We start from the raw sequence: 18,522 nt of genomic DNA, 5'->3' as shown, positions 1-18,522 counted from the left end.
ACCCGGAAGCTAAGACTCTCAGCGCCGATGGTACTGCAGGGGGGACCCTGTGGGAGAGTAGGACACCGCCGGACTTAACTTGGAAACACCAGAAAAGCCATCCCTCACGGGATGGCTTTTCTGCGTTAACAGCCACCCCGGGTGGTTGTTATGCGTTAACACACGCTTCACGAAAGCCCCTCCTAGCCCAACCCAGGGCAGCGCAGGGCAGGGCAGGGCAGGGCAGGGCAGGGCAGGGTGGCGGGATACTCGCTCCTCAGCTCAAACATTCGGGGTGTTCCGGCAGGCTCCGCGAAGAACGTGCGGAGCCTGCCGGAACACCCCGAAAACTCGACACCCCGCGAATATCCCGCCACCCCGCCCACAACATGAACAGATTCGTTGCGTCACGGTTGGTGCAATCCATTCCCCGCACACGTTGCTAGAAGTAGCAGGAAGCATCCGCTTAGGATGGGGCACTCAGCGAGGTCTTGCGTAAAGGCTTAGGCTTGGTACGTCTGTCGAAATGCCGGACTAATTACACAGGAGATACAGTGAGCCCTTCAGGACCCCGCGACGGCGATTCCCGCAACAACGGTCAGGATGACCGTCGTTCGAACCAGAGCGGCCGACCCTCGAACGGGCGACCTTCAAGTGGTCGCGATGGCGCCAAGCCGCCGTACCGCGCCAACTCCGAGCGCCCGCAGCGCGATGGTGAACGTCCTCCGTATCGCGGTAACAACGAACGCCCCGCCCAGGGTGGCGAGCGACCACCGTACCGTGGCAATTCTGATCGACCCGCATACGGTGGTAATGACCGCGCTCCATACCGGGGTAGCTCTGATCGTCCGGCTCAGGGTGAGCGACCGCCGTACCGGGGTAACTCTGATCGTCCCTCGCAGGGTGAGCGTCCTCCGTACCGGGGTAACTCCGACCGCCCTTCCGGTAGTAGCGATCGCGCTCCGTATCGGGGTAACTCGGATCGTCCGTCGCAGGGTGAGCGTCCGCCGTACCGGGGTAACTCGGATCGCCCTTCCGGCGGTAGCGAGCGTCCGCCGTACCGCGGCAACTCTGACCGTCCCTCGCAGGGTGAGCGTCCGCCGTACCGGGGTAACTCGGATCGCCCTTCCGGCGGTAGCGAGCGTCCGCCGTACCGCGGCAACTCTGACCGTCCCTCGCAGGGTGAGCGTCCGCCGTACCGGGGTAACTCCGACCGCCCTTCCGGCGGTAGTGAGCGTCCGCCGTACCGGGGTAATTCGGATCGTCCGTCGCAGGGTGAGCGTCCGCCGTACCGTGGCAATTCGGATCGCCCTTCCGGCGGTAGCGAGCGTCCGCCGTACCGCGGCAACTCTGACCGTCCCTCGCAGGGTGAGCGTCCGCCGTACCGGGGTAACTCGGATCGCCCTTCCGGTGGTAGCGAGCGTCCGCCGTACCGGGGCAATTCGGATCGTCCGGCTCAGGGTGAGCGTCCGCCGTACCGGGGCAACTCCGACCGCCCTTCCGGCGGTAGCGACCGCGCGCCGTACCGCGGGAACTCGGAACGACCCAGCAGCGACCGTCCGCGTTCGGACAATGACAGCAAGCCGTGGACCCAGCGCGGCGGTTCGCCGAACCGTGCCGGCGCCCCGCGTGTCGATGCCGGCAAGAAACTGTGGACTCGCGACGGTGCGCCGGCGCGTAACGACCGCGATGCCCGCGTCGTCGAAGAGGAGATGACCGAGGAGCAGCGCATGCAGCGTGAGCTGCGTTCGGTGCGTCCGCGCCACGACGACCCGGAACTTCCCGACGACATCTCGGCTAACGACCTGGACCGCATTGCCCGTAACGAGCTCAAAACCCTGACGAAGGAGAATGCCGAGACCGTCGGGCGTCACCTGGCCATGGCCGCACGCGTCATCGACGAAGACCCCCAACTCGCCCACCTGCACGTGATGAGCGCTGCCCGTCGGGCTGGTCGCATCGGTGTGGTGCGCGAAAGCCTGGCGATCACCGCGTATGCCACGGGCGATTTTGCCCTGGCCCTGCGCGAGCTGCGCACCTACCGTCGCATTTCGGGCTCCAACGATCAGCTCCCCCTTATGGTCGACAGTGAACGTGGCGTCGGTCGTCCCGACCGTGCCCTCGAGCTGGGTCGTTCGGTCGACCGTGCCACTTTGTCGCCATCTGTCCAGGTGGGCCTGGCCATCGCCATGTCCGGTGCACGCCTCGACCTCGGCGAAACAGATGCCGCACTCGTCGAACTCGAAATTCCGCAGCTCAATCCCAACACGGCCTTCTCCTACAGCCCCGAGCTGTTCGCCGCCTACGCGGAAGTGCTGACCGAGCTCGGCAGGGAGAACGAAGCCGACGAGTGGCTCGAACGTGCTTCGCGCGCCGATGCCGCCCTCGGAGCCTCCGGTGACGATGACGAGACCATCGAGATCGAAGAGATGGAAGAAGACGAAGACGACGCCCTCGCGTCCTTCGTCGCTGAGGAAGAAAATAACGGCGACGATGACCACGCTGAGGTCGTCGACGTCGACGTCAACGACAACGTCGTTGCTGAAGCTGCGGACACGGCTGAAACTGATGACGAGACGGAGCCGGATGTTACATCGCCGAAAGCCTGAATTGGCAACACCGCTGGCCGGTGTAGACGTACTTCTGGCAGACCTTGACGGTGTGGTGTACACCGGACCGGCGGCGATTCCCCTTGCCGTCGAGAGCCTGAACCGTGCCGCCGAGACCATCCGTGTGGGCTACATCACCAATAATGCTGCGCGCACCGACCAGTCGGTCGCGGACCACCTCACCCAGCTCGGGTTGAGCGTGGCGGCAGCGGATGTTGTCACCTCACCCCAGGCTGCGGTGCGGTTACTGGCAGAGCAGGTGGAACCCGGCGCGAGCATCCTCGTCATTGGTGGCGACGGGCTCGTCGACGAGGTCCTCAAGGCCGGGTTCGTCGTGACCCGATCGGCAGACGACAAGCCCGCCGCCGTGATTCAGGGCTTCTCGCCAGAGCTCGGCTGGGTGCATCTCGCCGAGGCGGCGTTCGCGCTCAACGCCGACGGAGTGGGCACGGGCATTCCGTGGATCGCCACCAACACCGACTGGACCATTCCGGTCGCCCGCGGTATCGCCCCCGGCAACGGCACTCTCGTCTCCGCCGTGCACACGGCCGTTGGTCGACTTCCACTCGTGGCTGGCAAACCCGAAACGGCCATCTTTCTGGAGGCCACGCAGCGCTTCGGTGCGCAGAATGCGCTCTTCATCGGTGACCGACTCGACACCGATATTCTGGGCGCCAATCGGGCCGGAATCCCCGCCGTGCTCGTGCTCACCGGCATCGACCGGGCCAAACAGGCCCTCGCCGCCGACAAAGACTCCCGGCCGACGTTCATCATTGAAAACCTGCAACAGCTGCACGAGCCGTACCCCGAGACGGTGTTCTCCAAGGACGGCTCGACCGCCACGGTGAATGGAGCAAGCGTGCGCATCAACGGCAACGACGTCCAAATCGTCAAGGAGGGCGACGGCGGAATCGACCTGCTGCGCGCCGCGTGCGCCGCGATCTACCGATCCGGACGCGCGATCTACGGGCTCAACGTTCCGGAGCGACTGTATCTCGCGCAGTAGCCTAGACACTGTGAACCCCGAGCCCGTCATGCCCGAAGAAGAAGTGGTCGATCTCGCGCCGCAGCTGGCTGGCATCGAGGCCCGGCCGCTCGCGCAGCGCGCCGAAGCGTTCAGTGCGCTACACGAGCAGCTGCGCATAGAACTCGAAGACGCTGATACCGACCTGGCGGGCCGGGCATGACCGGCGCTGATGCCCCCCACGATCATGAAACAGACACACCCATGCCTGAGCACCACGCTGAATTTGAACTGAATTACGCCGACCCGCGTGACGGGCTTCCAGAACGGATGCCCGACTCCCGCCTGGACGCCGCCCTGGCCGATCGTGGGCTGGTTCGCTCCCGAACCGTAGCGGCCAAACTTATCGCCGACGGCCTCGTCACGGTGAACGGTGTCCCCGTCGTGAAGGCCAGCACAAAAGTCTCGGCGGACTCGGTTCTCGAAGTGGCCGCGACCGACCACTACGTCAGCCGGGGTGCCCACAAACTCAACGCTGCACTCGATGCCTTCAACCTCACCGTCACCGGCCGTACAGCGCTCGACGCGGGGGCGAGTACCGGCGGTTTCAGCCAGGTACTGCTCGAACGTGGCGCCGCCTCGGTCATTGCCGCCGATGTCGGCCACGGGCAGCTTGCTGCGCAACTGAAGACCGAGCCGCGGCTGAAGCTGGTCGAGGGGTACAACATCCGCTATGCAACCCCGGAAACCCTCGCCGGGGCATCCGGAATCGACACCCGACCCGACCTCGTCGTGGCCGATCTGTCGTTCATCTCGCTCACCACCGTGTTGCCGGCTCTCGTGGCCACAGCCGCGGCGGGCGCCGACTTCGTGCTACTGATCAAACCGCAGTTTGAGGTAGGCCGCGGCGGTATCCGTGAGGGCATCGTGCACGACAGGGGCCTCCGAAGCGACTCCGTGGCCGGTGTACTCTGGGCCGGCTGGGACCTCGGCCTGAGAACCTGTGGAGTCATCGCCTCGCCCATCATCGGGGCGGCCGGAAACCACGAGTATCTGTGCTGGATGAGCGCCACGACCGGCACGAATCCGACAGAATGGATGGACCGAATCGAAGCACTGGTTGGAGCGTGAGGAGTTGAGCGACACCCCGCGATATTTTCTCATCGTCGCCCATACCGGCCGCGCTGACTCCGTTGAAGCCGCCTCGACGGTGTGTAAGCAGCTTCTGGCCTCCGGGGCGGTGCCGGTGCTCGCCATGGACGAACGCGCTGACCTTCTGGCCGCCTGCCCGGAGCTGAACGGTCATATCGCGATTCTCGGTGACACGGTGCGAACGTCCGACCTTGAACTTGTCATCGTGCTCGGCGGAGACGGTACCATTTTGCGCTCGGCTGAACTCGTGCGTGGATGCTCGGCACCGCTGCTTGGCATCAATCTCGGTCACGTCGGTTTTCTCGCCGAAAGTGAGCGGGACGACCTCGGCGAGGCCGTGCGCCGCGCGCTCAAGGGCGACTACGAGGTCGAGGAACGGCTTGCCCTGTCGGTGCGGGTCAAGGTGGCTGACGAGGTCGTTTACGAAACCTGGGCGCTGAACGAGGTCACTGTCGAAAAAGCCAGTCGCGAACGCATGATTGAGGTCGTCGTCGAGGTCGACGGACGCCCGCTGTCATCCTTCGGCTGCGACGGCGTCGTGCTCTCCACCCCGACCGGCTCGACCGCGTACTCGTTCTCGGCCGGCGGCCCCGTCGTCTGGCCCGGCGTTGAAGCGCTGTTGCTGGTTCCGCTCAGCGCGCACGCACTGTTCGCGAGGCCGCTCGTGGTCGGGCCGGAGTCGTCACTGGCCGTCGAGGTGCTGTCGCGCACCGGTGCCCGCGCAGTGCTCTGCGCTGACGGTCGCCGTACCCAGGATCTTCCCAGCCGCGCCCGTGTGATCGTCCGCCGCTCGGATGTTCCCGTGCGCCTGGCCCGCCTGCACATCGGCCCCTTCACCGACCGCCTGGTCAACAAATTCAACCTGCCGGTCACTGGCTGGCGCGGTCCGGTCGGCCGCGAGTGATCGACGAGCTGTTCATTCGCGACCTCGGCGTCATCGCCGAGGCGACGCTGCCGCTCGGCCCCGGTTTCACCGCCGTGACCGGAGAAACCGGTGCTGGCAAAACCATGGTGGTCACCGCGCTCGGACTGCTGCTCGGCGATCGCGCGGATGCCGGAACCGTGCGTCAGGGCCAGCCGCAGAGTTTTGTACAGGGTCGCTGGGTCATCGACCCCACCAGCGCGGTCGCCGACCGGGTCCGTGACGCTGGGGGAGACCTCGATGGACCCGAACTCATCCTTGGACGCTCCGTCTCGAGTGAGGGACGCAGCCGCGCGATGGTCGGCGGACGTGGCGCTCCGGCGAGCGTGCTCGGTGACCTGCGCAACGATCTCGTCGTCGTGCACGGCCAGAGCGATCAGGTGCGCCTGCGCTCCGCCGCCGCCCAGCGTGACGCCCTCGACCGTTTCGCCGGCCCCGAACTCGCCGCAGTGCTCGGCGACTACCAGCATGCCTTCCACCGCTGGCAGGCCAACCAGGTCGATCTCGACCGGCTCGTCACCGAACGAGATTTGCGAGCCCGCGAGGCCGACGAACTGCGCGCCGCGCTGACCGAGATTGAAACGGTTGCCCCGCAACCCGGCGAGGACGCCGAGCTGGGGGAACGCGCCGAACGCCTTGGCAACCTCGAAGAACTCCGCCTGGCCGGAGAGCAGGCCCGCCAGTTCGTCTCCGCCGAAGACAACCCCGACGACGCGCCCGACGTCGTCGCCCTGCTCGAAGCCGCCCGGCGCGCCCTTGACCGGGTCGCCGCCCACGACGTGGCCCTGCCGCCGCTCGTGACCGCCATCGCCAACGCTGGTTTCGTCGTTGCCGACATCGCCGCCGAGCTCTCGAGCTACCTCGCCGGCCTCGACGCCGATGGCGCCCGCGAACTCGAAATCGTGCAGGAGAGGCGGGCCATACTCGGCATTCTCGCCCGCAAATACCCGGGCGGCCTCGAGGAAGCCATTGGATTCCTCGATACCGGCAGTGCCCGGCTGCTCGAGCTTGATTCCGACTCTGACCGCATCGGGCAGCTCAGCGCCGAAGCGGATGCCGACCGAAAGCTCGTCACCCATCTCGCCGCTGCCCTGACAACGTTGCGCCAGGCAGCCGCGGTGCAACTCGGAATTCGGGTGACCACCGAGCTCGGCGCGCTGGCGATGCCGGACGCCGTGCTGCTCGTGGAGGTTGAAGCCGGTCTGGAGTGCACCGTCACTGGTATCGACCTCGTGCGCCTGCTGTTACAGCCGCACGCTGGCGCTGAGCCGCGGGCGTTGGCGCGCGGGGCATCCGGTGGTGAACTCTCTCGGGTGATGCTTGCCATCGAGGTCGTCATCAACGCGACCGACCCGGTACCTACCTTTGTCTTCGATGAGATCGATGCCGGTGTGGGCGGAGCCGCCGCGATCGAAATCGGTCGGCGACTCGCGCGACTCGCCGAAACCGCGCAGGTAATCGTGGTCACCCATCTCGCTCAGGTCGCCGCGTTTGCCGGCAACCACCTCAGCGTCGTCAAAGACAGCGATGGATCCGTCACTGCATCGAGCGTGCGTCAGCTGCGCGGCGACGACCGTGCCGCCGAAATGGCCCGCCTGCTTTCTGGCCTGCCCGACTCGAAGAGCGGTCTTGAACATGCCAGGGAACTGCTCGACCTTGCGCAGTCCGGCTCCCGCACCTCTGACAGATAAGCGATCAAAATCAGGTGATAGCATTGAAGCCCGTGGTGGAAAATATAATTACACGCGGTTCAGACAACACGCGCATAGGCGGCCCGGGCAATTCAGACGGCACCGTGAAGCACATCTTCGTGACCGGGGGTGTGGTCTCCTCGCTCGGTAAGGGCTTGACGGCGGCCAGCCTCGGTAACCTGCTTACGGCACGCGGCCTGCGCGTCGTCATGCAGAAGCTCGACCCCTACCTCAACGTCGACCCGGGAACGATGAATCCGTTCCAGCACGGTGAGGTCTTCGTCACCGATGACGGCGCCGAAACCGACCTCGACATCGGGCACTACGAACGTTTTCTCGACATCAACCTGGGCCAGTCGGCCAATGTGACGACCGGGCAGATCTACTCGCAGGTCATCGCCAAGGAACGCCGTGGCGAGTACCTCGGCGACACGGTGCAGGTCATTCCGCATATCACCGATGAGATCAAGCGGCGCATGCGCCTGCAGGCCAGCGACGATGTGCGCCCCGACGTGATCATCACCGAGGTCGGCGGCACGGTCGGTGACATCGAATCCCAGCCATTCCTCGAGGCCGCCCGCCAGGTGCGCCACGAACTCGGCCGCGGCAACGTGTTCTTCGTGCACGTCTCGCTCGTGCCGTTCCTCGGCGCTGCCGGCGAGCAGAAGACCAAGCCCACTCAACATTCCGTCGCCACCCTGCGATCCATCGGAATCCAGCCCGACGCCCTCGTGCTGCGCAGCGACCGGCCCGTCTCCGAGTCGAACAAGCGCAAAATCGCGCTCATGTGCGACGTCGACGAGGATGCCGTGGTCAACGCCGTCGACGTCGCCTCGATCTACGAGATCCCCACCATGCTGCACGACCAGGGCCTCGATAAGTACATCGTCAACGCCCTCGGCCTCACCGCCGACGTTGTGGACTGGACCGGCTGGAAGAACCTGCTCGAAGCCGTGCGCCACCCCAAGCACGAGGTCACCATCGGCCTGGTCGGCAAGTACATCGACCTGCCGGATGCCTACCTTTCGGTCACCGAGGCGCTGCGAGCTGGCGGATTCGCCAACCAGAGCAAGGTCAAAATCGTCTGGATCGGCTCCGACGATTGCGAAACCGACGAGGGAGCCGCGCGGCTGCTCGGCGAACTCGATGGCATCTGCGTGCCAGGGGGGTTCGGTATCCGCGGCATCGAGGGCAAGCTCGGTGCCCTCAAGTTCGCCCGGGAAAACGGCATCCCCGTGCTCGGCCTGTGTCTTGGTTTGCAGTGCATGGTCATCGAGTACGCCCGCAACAAGGCCGACCTGCCGGGAGCCTCCTCCAGCGAGTTCGACCCGGACACCGAGTTTCCGGTCATCGCGACCATGGAAGAGCAGGTGGAGATCATCGCCGGCGGTGACCTCGGCGGAACCATGCGTCTTGGCCTCTACCCGGCCACCCTTGCTGAAGGCTCTCTGGTCGCCGAGCTGTACGGCGCCAACGAAGCGTCCGAACGCCACCGTCACCGCTATGAGGTCAACAACGCCTTCCGCGACCAGATCGCACAGGCCGGCCTGTGGTTCTCCGGCACCAGCCCTGACCGTCACCTGGTCGAGTACGTCGAGCTCAAGCGCGAGGAGCACCCGTTCTACGTGGGAACCCAGGCCCACCCAGAGCTGCGGTCACGGCCGAACCACGCGCATCCGCTGTTTCGCGGTCTGATCAAGGCTGCGCTCGACCGCCAGGAGGCCAGCCGCTTGTTCGAGGTGAAGGAAGAGCTCAGTGCCTGACGATTTGCTGAAGGACGACGTGCTGCAGGACGACGTCATGCCGGTGCAGGTCTCAGCGAGCGACGTGGTCTACGACGGAGCCATCTGGAACGTGCGCCGCGACTCGTTCGACTACAACGGAGCGAGCATCACCCGCGAGTACATCGACCACCCCGGCGCGGTCGCTGTGCTGGCCCTCGACGAGCAGGACCGCGTGCTGCTGATCAAGCAGTACCGGCACCCGACCGGCTTGCGCGGCTGGGAACTACCGGCCGGGCTGCTTGACATTGCCGGTGAGAACGCTGTCGTCGGCGCCCAGCGCGAGCTGGCTGAAGAAGCGGATGTCGTCGCCACCGAGTGGGCGTTGCTCACCGAGTTCTACACCACGCCCGGGGGCAGCAACGAAGCCATTCGGATCTATCTCGCTCGGGGCGTCTCGGCGATTGCCGCATTCGACCGCACCCACGAAGAAGCCGATATCGAACCACGCTGGGTATCGCTCGACGCATGCGTCGACGCCGTGCTGGCCAGGCGCGTCTCCAACCCGATCCTGATGGTGGGCATTCTGGCCGCCCAGGTGGCTCGTTCACGCGGCTGGAGCGCGCTTGCACCCGCGGATTCGCCGTGGCCGCGGCATCCGCGCAGCAGTGGTTCGCGCAGCCTGCACATCACGTCCTGAGCATGACGACCGTCGAGACGGCGGTGGATTCCTACCTGCGGCACGTGGCGGTCGAACGCGGCCTCGCCGTGAACACCGTCGCCGCTTACCGCCGCGACCTGGGGCTGTACACGGCGTGGCTGGCGGTTGATTCTCCCGACGGCCCACCCAGGCCGATCACCGACCTGCAAGTGGTCACTCGGCACCACATCTCGTCGTTTGTGCAGCATCTCGGCCTGCGCCCGGAAGCCCCGTTGACGGCGGCATCCATCGCCCGCGTTCTCTCGACCGTGCGCGGGTTCCACCGTTTTCTGCTCGAAGAGGGAGTGGTCGAAACCGATGTGGCGCACGACACCAAACCGCCTAAACTCGCCCTGCGCCTGCCTAAGGCCATCTCAATCGAACAGGTCAGCGCGCTGTTGGCGGCGACCGACGGTGACGACGTTCAGCGCCTGCGCGATAAGGCCTTGCTCGAACTGCTCTACGCGACCGGAGCCCGGGTGAGCGAGGTGGTCAATCTCAATGTCGACGACGTGCTCGTGGAGGTGTTCGACTCGGTGCGGCTCACCGGTAAGGGGGATAAACAGCGCATCGTGCCGGTCGGCAGTTTTGCGCGCGCCGCTGTCTCTGACTATCTCGTGCGGGCCCGGCCGATACTGTCAGCGCGTGGACGCTCGACACCGGCGCTGTTCCTCGGCCTGCGCGGACAAAGAGTGAGCCGGCAGAACGCCTGGCTGATCATTCGTGCTGCCGCTGAGCGTGCCGGGCTCACCGTGCCCGTGTCGCCGCACACCCTGCGCCACTCGTTCGCGACGCACCTGCTCGCCGGTGGCGCCGATGTACGCGTGGTGCAGGAACTGCTCGGCCATTCCTCGGTCGCCACCACCCAGATCTACACGCTGGTGACCGTCGACACCCTTCGTGACATGTACACGACCGCCCATCCGCGGGCGCGCTAGTCACCTCGTGGTTACTTCAGTTGGCCGCGAATTTCGCCGCCAGGGAAGGTAGGTGTGTGCACGTTGATGTAGTACGCGCGGGGGTTGGCGCTGATGGCTTGGAGCAGGGCGGGGTCGGCGGTTGCGCAACTCTGCACCGTCCAGCTGGTGCCGGAGCCGACAATGAGGGGGATGACCACCGGGCCGGCGACAGTCCGAGGCGCCAGATGGACGTGGCCCGCCACAGCCGGCACTGACAGGTTTCGCGCCGTCATGGTGTAGCACAGCTGGTCACCGGTGATGGCATAGCTAAAGAAACCACTCGCCCCAGTGTCTGCCCCAGTCGTTTCCTGACCGTTGTTCAGCGGGATTGCGGGGCCGCCATCCGGTCTGGCCACGGCGACACCCGTGTTGGCCGCGGTCAGAGCCGCGACGGCCGCCACTATCGCGAGTGTCCGCAGGCCGCCCGATTTCTTCATGCTCATGATTCGTCCTCTGGTCGGTGAAAGTTGTCAGTGCCGTCACGCTACCCGCGGTTAGCGCGGTGCGCAACGCGTGGTCGCGTCCCGGCGGTGCCCTGTGCCCGTCGAGATTCACTAACCGGTGCGTATCGTCAGTGATCTGTCCAGCGCGAGCCGCAACGCCGACTCGTCGGGCCGATTCCGGGTCGAGGGTTCCTCTCGCGTGTTCAAGACTTCGACCGACGTACAGATCGGCACCCTGATCAATCAGGGCGGCGGACGCTACTGCGCCACGATCGGCAACGTGGCCGTGAATCCGGGAAACATCTTTGTAAAAAGCAGCCTCGGCGGGTTCGCGTCTCGAAACGTATCGCTCAAATAGTCGCGGTCACGCTCCCGCCACAACGGCGACGGATGCTGCCGGCCGAGCCACCGAGACGGGGCCACGCGGCGATCCTTGCGGCGACGCGTCGTTCCACTCGCTACAATCAAGCAAGTGATGGGTGCAGGACAAATCAAGGACGGGCCAGTGACGCGTAAGTTGAGCGAGCGAATTTCGCTACCCGGTTTCGACGACACTCCGGTAGGTCCGACGGGACGCGAAAAACACGAATTCGCCGATCCGGAGCCGCTCAAAGGCCACGGTCCCGCCCGCATCATCTCCCTCTGCAACCAAAAAGGTGGCGTCGGTAAGACCACGACGACCATCAACCTCGGCGCGGCCCTGGCCAGCTACGGGCGTCGCGTGCTCGCCATCGACTTCGACCCGCAGGGCGCACTCTCAGCCGGCCTCGGCGTGCCCACCCACGACGTCACCACTATCTACGACCTGCTGCTCGACGGCAAGGTCGACCCGAAAGACGCGATCCAGCCGACCTCGGTCGAGGGACTCGATGTCATCCCGGCCAACATCGACCTTTCCGCCGCCGAGGTGCACCTGGTCAACGAGGTCGCCCGCGAGCAGATTCTGGCCCGTGTGCTGCGTAAGGTCTCGAGCGACTACGACGTCATCCTCATCGACTGCCAGCCCTCGCTCGGTATCCTCACGGTGAACGCGCTCACCGCCAGCCACGGCGTGCTGATTCCCCTCGAGTGCGAATTCTTCGCCTTGCGCGGCGTCGCCCTGCTCATCGAGACCATCGATAAGGTGCGCGACAGGCTCAACCCCGCCATCGAACTCGACGGCATTCTCGCCACCATGTACGACTCGCGCACCCTGCACTCCCGCGAAGTCCTCGAGCGCGTCGTTGATGCCTTCGGCCACAGTGTGCTGGAGACCGTCATCGGCCGCACCGTGAAATTTCCCGACGCGAGCGTGGCCGGGATACCCATCACCGACTTCGCACCCGAACACGCAGCCGCCAAGGCATACCTGCAGGTGGCCCGCGAACTGATCCACCGTGGCGCAGTCGCCTAGCGCGGCCGAGAAGCCCGCGTTTTCGGTCGCCCTCGGCAACTTTGAGGGCCCGTTCGATCTGCTGTTGAAACTCATCACCCGGCACGAACTCGACATCACCGAGATTTCGCTCAGCCAGGTGACCGACGAGTTCATCTCCTACCTGCGCGGCCTCGACGCGGCCGAGGAACTCGACCAGGCCACCGAGTTTCTGGTCGTTGCCGCGACGCTTCTCGACCTCAAGGTGGCCGGCCTGCTGCCTCAGGGTGAACTCGTCGACGCCGAAGACGTAGCCCTGCTCGAAGCCCGCGACCTGCTGTTCGCTCGCCTGCTGCAGTACCGCGCTTTCAAGGAAGCGGCGACCTGGTTCACCGACCAGCTCGACACTGAGACCCGCCGTCACGTGCGATCGGTGCGGCTCGAGGAGAAGTACCGTCAGAAGACCCCGGAGCTGGTCTGGACGCTGTCGCTCGCCGATTTCGCCGCGCTGGCCGCCGCTGCCCTCGCTCCGCGCGAGGTGCCGGTTGTAGGCCTGGAACACCTGCACGCGCCGCTGGTCAGTATCCGCGAGCAGGCCGCCTACGTCGTCGCCATGCTGCAGCCGGGGGAGCCGGTTTCATTCCGGGCGCTCACCGCTGGCGTTGATCTGAAGGGTGTCATCATCGCCCGCTTTCTCGCGGTGCTCGAGCTGTATCGCCACGGCGCCCTGTCCTTTGACCAAATCGAGCCCCTCGGCGAGCTCATTCTGCGCTGGAGCAGCCCGTCGCTCGACGGGCGCGAATGGTCTGACGAAAATCTCGGCTCGCTTGGAGCCGACTATGACAACTGAAGTCGGCAATATGGTGAACCAGGCCACCGACACCCGGTCGCGCGCCGGGAAAACGGATGCCGCAGCATTCGCTGTGCGCGAATCCTACGTCCTCGACCGCCAGCTCGAAGCCGTTTTCATGATCGCCGATGAGCCCCAGGGCCTGGTGCACCTCGCGACCGCCGTGGGGCGGCCGATTACCGAGGTGGCGCAATCCGTTGCCCGGCTGGTCGCCGATTTCGATGGAGTCACGGCACCGGACGGTACCTCCACGGTGCGCCGCGGTTTTGAATTGCGCGAGGTCGCCGGCGGTTGGCGCATTTACGTGCGCGCCACGCACGACGAGCTCGTGACCGACTTCGTGCTGACCCAGAATCCCAGCCGGCTCAGCCAGGCAGCACTCGAAACCCTCGCCGTGATCGCGTACAAGCAGCCGATCAGTCGTGGGCAGGTCGCGAGCATTCGCGCCGTCAGCGTCGACTCCGTCGTGCGCACCCTGCTCGGTCGCGGCCTCATCACCGAGGCCTTCACCGACAGTGAAACCGGCGCGATCGCTTACGCCACCACAGACTTGCTGCTCACCCAGCTCGGAATCAACTCGCTCGCCGAGTTACCCCACCTATCGCCGTTACTCGACGACGGCACCGACGGATTCGAGGATCTACTTTGACCCAGGACAACACGCCCAGCGACGCAGCGCCCCGCGACCCCAACTTCAATCCAGAGGCAGCAGCTGACGGTGTGCGCCTGCAGAAGGTACTTGCCTCGGCCGGCGTCGCCAGTCGGCGCGTCTCGGAAGACCTCATCACCTCCGGGCGGGTGCGGGTGAACGGCAAGGTCGTCACCGAGCTCGGCCGCCGCGTGCATCCCGAAACCGACCAGGTCGCCGTCGACAACGTGGCCGTGCAGCTCGACACCACCCGCCGTTACCTCATGCTCAACAAGCCGGTCGGCGTTGTCTCCTCGATGCAGGATGAAAGCGGGCGACCCGACCTGCGCGAATTCACCGACCAGTTCGACGAACGCCTGTTCAACGTGGGCCGGCTCGACGCCCAAACCAGCGGCCTGCTCATTCTCACCAACGACGGTGACCTCGCGCACGTGCTCGCCCATCCCTCCTTCGGCGTCTCCAAGACCTACATCGCCAAGGTCGAGGGGCGCGTCTCGCCGCAGACCATCGGCCAGCTGCAAAGCGGCATCGAACTCGACGACGGCCCCATCCACGCCGACAAGGCACGCATCCTCACGAGCCCTCCCGGCGGCGGGTTCAGCATGGTCGAGCTCACCTTGCACTCCGGCCGCAACCGCATCGTGCGACGGATGCTCGACGCCGTCGGTCACCCCGTGGTCGACCTTGTGCGTCGCCAATTCGGGCCGCTGAACCTGGGCACCCTGCAGCAGGGCGCCGTGCGCGAACTCACCCGCGAAGAACTCGGCCAACTGCTCACCGTGTCCCGCCAGGCGCCGAGTGCGCGCCCTGACGCGAACTAACAGCAGCAATGGTAGGGGACACAACCATGGCTGAAAGCCGCCTCGTCGGTCCGGTGCGCATCGTCGGCGTCGGCCTGCTCGGAACCAGCGTGGGCCTCGGCCTGCGGGACCGCAAGATCGAGACGATCCTCGCCGACGCGTCACCGACCAACCTGCGCATCGCCATCGACTACGGTGCCGGCCGCGCTGCAAAGCCGGGCGATCTCCCGCAACTCATCGTCGTGTGCGTGCCTCCCGACGTCACCGCCGAGATCGTCGCCCGCGAGCTCGAGGCTTACCCGGGAGCGATCGTGACGGATGTCGCGAGTGTCAAACTCGCGCCGCTCGCCGAGCTGCGCGAGCGCGGAGCCGATATCAGCCGCTATATCGGGTCGCATCCGCTCGCCGGTCGGGAGAAGGGCGGCCCGCTCTCCGGCCGCGCTGATTTGTTCATCGGTCGCCCCTGGGTGGTCGCCGCACACGACGCGATCAGCTACCAGCAGGCCGGTGCTATCGACGATCTCATTCTCGACCTCGGCGCGATCCTGGTCGAGATGACGCCGGAAGAGCACGACCTCGGCGTCGCTCTGGTTTCGCACGTGCCGCAGGTCATCTCCACCCTGATGGCCCGTCGCCTCACCGGGGCAGCGCACTCTTCGCTCAACCTGGCCGGCCAGGGCCTGCGCGACGTGACCCGGGTCGCGGCGAGCGACCCCGACCTGTGGGTGCAGATTCTCGGCGCCAACGCCGGCCCGGTGCGTGATGTGCTGCTGGCTTACCGAGACGACCTCGACCGGTTCATCGATGCCCTCGAAGATCCAGACGCGCCCGGAGCGCAGCGCCAGGTCGCCGAGGAACTCGCCGGCGGAAACGTCGGAGTGGCCCGTCTGCCCGGCAAACACGGGCAGGACCGACGGTTCTCCTCGATGATCGTCATGGTCAACGACCAGCCCGGCCAGATCGCTCGCCTGCTCAACGACATCGGGGAGCTCGGAGTCAACCTCGAAGACTTACGCTTGGAACACTCGCCCGGCGCCCAGATCGGTCTCGCCGAAATCTCTGTACTGCCCGGCGCCGTCACTCGCCTCACCGAAGAGCTGGCCGCGCGCGGCTGGCGGATTGCTGGTTAACGTACATGGCACGTCACACCCTTCCAACCCTCGTCGCTATCGATGGGCCGGCCGGCAGCGGCAAATCGAGCGTGAGCCGTGCCGCCGCACGTCGTCTCGGCTTCGCCTACCTCGACACCGGCGCCGCCTACCGCGCGCTGGCCTGGCTGGCGCTTGAGCGCAATACAGACAACACCCAAACGGATGCCGTCTCCGCGCTCCTCAAAGACTTCGACTATGCGATCGGTACCGACCCAGACGACTACTTCGTCACGGTGGGGCAGACCGACGTGACCGACGCCATCCGCTCACCGGAGGTCAGTGCAGCGGTCAGCGCTGTCGCCCGCCTTCCCGCGGTGCGAGGCGCGCTCACCGAGCTGTTTCGCAGCATCGCCGAGAACGTGGATCGACCCGGAGTCATCGTCGAAGGACGCGACATCACAACCATCGTGGCCCCGGAAGCCGAGGTGCGCATTCTACTCACGGCATCCGAGGAGGCTAGAATGAGAAGACGCTCTGCGGAAATAACGACCCAATCGGCTGAAACCGTGGCAGAACAGTTGCGATCACGTGATCGCGCTGACTCACAGGTTGTCGATTTCATGAGCGCGGCTGACGGTGTGATAACCGTCGACTCCACCCATCTCGACTTCGAGCAGACCGTTGAAGCGGTCATCGACGTCTACCACACACGCACGAAGCGGGCTTTGAATGAGTAACGAATACGACGACACGAGCGCAGCGCTCGACACCGAGCTGGCGGAACGACTCGCCAATCTCGATGAGGAACTTGCCACGCGGCGTTCCGTCGCGCTGCGCACGGACCTCGACAACTATGACCTCGATGAGGAAGACCTCGACGTACTGCAGGCCGTCACCGACGACCCCGACGCGATTCAGTACCTGCCGGCGGTTCCGGTGATCGCCATTGTCGGGCGCCCGAACGTGGGAAAATCAGCGCTGGTCAACCGTATCCTCGGTCGCCGCGAGGCCGTCGTCGAGGATACCCCCGGTGTGACGCGTGACCGTGTCGCGTACAAGGGCGAATGGCACGAGCGCAAGTTCAGCCTCGTCGACACCGGCGGATGGGAGCCCGACGCTAAGGGTATCGACGCCTCCGTCGCTGCCCAGGCCGAGATCGCCATCGACCTGTCCGACCTGGTCATGTTCGTCGTGGACTCCAACGTGGGCCCGACCTCGACCGATGAGGCCGTCGTGCGAATGCTGCGTAAGAGCGGCAAACCGGTCTTTCTGATCGCCAACAAGGTCGATGACGTGCGCCAGGAGCCCGAAGCGGCCAGCCTGTGGTCGCTCGGCCTCGGCCAGCCGTGGCCGGTTTCTGCCCTGCACGGTCGTGGTGTTGCCGACCTGCTCGATGCGATTCTGCTCGTGCTGCCCGAAATTTCCAACGTTGCCAAGCAGGAGGTCGGCGGTCCGCGCCGCGTGGCCATCCTCGGTCGCCCGAACGTCGGCAAGTCCAGCCTGCTCAATAAGGTCGTGGGGGAGGAGCGCGTTGTTGTCAACGAGCTCGCCGGCACGACCCGCGACCCGGTCGATGAGCAGGTTGAGCTCGGCGGCAAGGTGTGGCGTTTCGTCGACACCGCCGGCATTCGCCGTCGTGTGCACCTCTCGCAGGGCGCCGACTTCTACGCCTCCCTGCGTACCAGCGCGGCTTTGGAAAAGGCCGAGGTTGCCGTTGTGTTGCTCGACGTGACCGAGGTCATCAGCGAGCAGGATATTCGGGTCATCGACCTCGTCATCGAGTCGGGCCGCGCACTCGTTCTGGCGTTCAACAAGTGGGACCAGATCGACGACGACCGTCGGCGATACCTGGAGCGGGAGATCGAGCAGGACCTGGCGCACGTGGCGTGGGCTCCGCGCGTGAACATCTCGGCCAAAACCGGTCGTCATATGGAAAAGCTGGTTCCGGCGCTTGAGCTCGCGCTCGAATCGTGGGACACCCGCATCGCCACGGGTAAGTTCAACGCCTTCCTGGCCGAGCTCGCTGCTGCCCACCCGCACCCCGTGCGCAGCGGCAAGCAGCCTCGGATTCTGTTCGGTACACAGGCCTCGAGCCGCCCGCCGACGTTTGTGGTATTCACCACCGGATTCCTTGACCCGGGCTACCGCCGCTACATTCAGCGTCGCCTGCGCGAGATCTACGGCTTCGAGGGCAGCCCGATCAACCTCAGCATGCGCGTGCGTGAAAAGCGCAAACGCTAAATTCGCAGACTTCAAGCGGTCGGCCCTGTTAGCGCAGGTCCGGCCGCTTTTTTTGCGTGCCGAGTGTGCGTCGCGGCAGCGTAAGTGACCTCACTCGATTTGCGTGTGCACCCTAAGTGGGCAATGCTCATGGAGTACATTGTGGCCCCCTACGGCCGATCAACCGCACGTTCCCGGACTTGTGCGCGACAAAGAATATACGTAACTAACCAATGGCATTCAGAAATACCCGCACATCTTTTTCGAATCAATTTTCAACTGGTACCACCCCGACTGTCTCCACCCACACGGCTCCACGGAAGGCCGCTCTTTCGGTTCTGGCAGTCTCCGTCGTCGCCCTGTCCGGTCTCGTCGTCAGTCCGGCTCAAGCTGAAAACAGCAACGCCGAGACACTGAGCGC

General features: G+C 65.4%; 18 protein-coding genes. 17 read left to right on the top strand and 1 reads right to left on the bottom strand.

What is annotated here, in order from left to right:
- The first annotated feature begins 1,691 nt into the window (after window positions 1-1,691).
- The 9 genes from CXY83_RS04215 (at window position 1,692) to xerD (ending at window position 10,676) form a co-directional block, all read left to right on the top strand.
- The gene (locus CXY83_RS04215) at window positions 1,692-2,588 is read left to right on the top strand and encodes a hypothetical protein (protein ID WP_233200570.1); all 897 of its coding nucleotides are present in this window, start codon (window positions 1,692-1,694) and stop codon (window positions 2,586-2,588) included.
- A complete protein-coding gene (locus CXY83_RS04210) occupies window positions 2,566-3,594 on the top strand; it encodes an HAD-IIA family hydrolase (RefSeq protein WP_104196140.1) in 1,029 nt (342 codons plus the stop codon). Before CXY83_RS04215 ends, CXY83_RS04210 begins: the two co-directional genes overlap by 23 nt.
- A gap of 10 nt (window positions 3,595-3,604) precedes the next feature.
- Complete coding sequence (locus CXY83_RS17595; protein ID WP_158251827.1) at window positions 3,605-3,775, top strand: hypothetical protein; 171 nt, start codon at window positions 3,605-3,607, stop codon at window positions 3,773-3,775.
- Between the two features lie 107 nt (window positions 3,776-3,882).
- Window positions 3,883-4,683, top strand: coding sequence for a TlyA family RNA methyltransferase (locus CXY83_RS04205; RefSeq protein WP_104196153.1), 801 nt, complete (start codon window positions 3,883-3,885; stop codon window positions 4,681-4,683).
- Window positions 4,684-4,687: 4 nt separating this feature from the next.
- On the top strand, window positions 4,688-5,608 hold the full coding sequence (locus CXY83_RS04200; RefSeq protein ID WP_104196152.1) for an NAD kinase: 921 nt from the start codon (window positions 4,688-4,690) through the stop codon (window positions 5,606-5,608).
- Window positions 5,605-7,317 carry a DNA repair protein RecN gene (gene recN / locus CXY83_RS04195; protein ID WP_104196139.1) on the top strand — a complete coding sequence of 571 codons (1,713 nt, stop codon included), beginning with the start codon at window positions 5,605-5,607 and terminating at the stop codon, window positions 7,315-7,317. The genes CXY83_RS04200 and recN overlap by 4 nt, the downstream gene beginning before the upstream one ends.
- Window positions 7,318-7,421: 104 nt before the next feature.
- A complete protein-coding gene (locus CXY83_RS04190) occupies window positions 7,422-9,080 on the top strand; it encodes a CTP synthase (RefSeq protein WP_369831120.1) in 1,659 nt (552 codons plus the stop codon).
- 37 nt (window positions 9,081-9,117) lie between these two features.
- The gene (locus CXY83_RS04185; protein WP_104196150.1) at window positions 9,118-9,738 is read left to right on the top strand and encodes an NUDIX hydrolase; all 621 of its coding nucleotides are present in this window, start codon (window positions 9,118-9,120) and stop codon (window positions 9,736-9,738) included.
- A 2-nt stretch (window positions 9,739-9,740) separates the two neighbouring features.
- Window positions 9,741-10,676, top strand: coding sequence for a site-specific tyrosine recombinase XerD (xerD, locus tag CXY83_RS04180; RefSeq protein WP_104196138.1), 936 nt, complete (start codon window positions 9,741-9,743; stop codon window positions 10,674-10,676).
- Window positions 10,677-10,687: 11 nt separating this feature from the next.
- On the opposite strand, the gene CXY83_RS04175 is transcribed toward xerD, so the two are convergent.
- Window positions 10,688-11,140: a CHRD domain-containing protein gene (locus tag CXY83_RS04175; protein ID WP_233200569.1), complete on the bottom strand. Its 453-nt coding sequence runs from the start codon at window positions 11,138-11,140 to the stop codon at window positions 10,688-10,690.
- Window positions 11,141-11,258: 118 nt separating this feature from the next.
- Here CXY83_RS04175 and CXY83_RS04170 point away from each other — a divergent pair, with 118 nt between their 5' ends.
- The 8 genes from CXY83_RS04170 (at window position 11,259) to der (ending at window position 18,122) form a co-directional block, all read left to right on the top strand.
- Window positions 11,259-11,498, top strand: a complete 240-nt coding sequence (locus CXY83_RS04170) for a hypothetical protein (protein WP_104196136.1) — start codon at window positions 11,259-11,261, stop codon at window positions 11,496-11,498.
- A 117-nt stretch (window positions 11,499-11,615) separates the two neighbouring features.
- The gene (locus CXY83_RS04165) at window positions 11,616-12,533 is read left to right on the top strand and encodes a ParA family protein (RefSeq protein WP_104196135.1); all 918 of its coding nucleotides are present in this window, start codon (window positions 11,616-11,618) and stop codon (window positions 12,531-12,533) included.
- Window positions 12,517-13,341 carry a ScpA family protein gene (locus CXY83_RS04160; RefSeq protein ID WP_104196134.1) on the top strand — a complete coding sequence of 275 codons (825 nt, stop codon included), beginning with the start codon at window positions 12,517-12,519 and terminating at the stop codon, window positions 13,339-13,341. The genes CXY83_RS04165 and CXY83_RS04160 overlap by 17 nt, the downstream gene beginning before the upstream one ends.
- Window positions 13,342-13,351: 10 nt before the next feature.
- A complete protein-coding gene (locus tag CXY83_RS04155; RefSeq protein ID WP_104196149.1) occupies window positions 13,352-13,990 on the top strand; it encodes an SMC-Scp complex subunit ScpB in 639 nt (212 codons plus the stop codon).
- Window positions 13,991-14,061: 71 nt separating this feature from the next.
- A complete protein-coding gene (locus CXY83_RS04150; protein WP_233193167.1) occupies window positions 14,062-14,811 on the top strand; it encodes a pseudouridine synthase in 750 nt (249 codons plus the stop codon).
- 26 nt (window positions 14,812-14,837) lie between these two features.
- Window positions 14,838-15,920 carry a prephenate dehydrogenase gene (locus CXY83_RS04145; RefSeq protein WP_104196133.1) on the top strand — a complete coding sequence of 361 codons (1,083 nt, stop codon included), beginning with the start codon at window positions 14,838-14,840 and terminating at the stop codon, window positions 15,918-15,920.
- 5 nt (window positions 15,921-15,925) lie between these two features.
- On the top strand, window positions 15,926-16,618 hold the full coding sequence (gene cmk / locus CXY83_RS04140; RefSeq protein ID WP_104196132.1) for a (d)CMP kinase: 693 nt from the start codon (window positions 15,926-15,928) through the stop codon (window positions 16,616-16,618).
- A complete protein-coding gene (der, locus tag CXY83_RS04135; protein ID WP_104126024.1) occupies window positions 16,611-18,122 on the top strand; it encodes a ribosome biogenesis GTPase Der in 1,512 nt (503 codons plus the stop codon). The genes cmk and der overlap by 8 nt, the downstream gene beginning before the upstream one ends.
- Window positions 18,123-18,522 lie beyond the last annotated feature (400 nt).

It is taken from the genome of Cryobacterium sp. M15, from assembly GCF_002929675.1.
Taxonomy (GTDB): Bacteria; Actinomycetota; Actinomycetes; order Actinomycetales; family Microbacteriaceae; genus Cryobacterium; species Cryobacterium lyxosi.
Note: the sequence above shows the minus strand (reverse complement) of the source record. Positions and strands in the feature narration are given on the sequence as shown.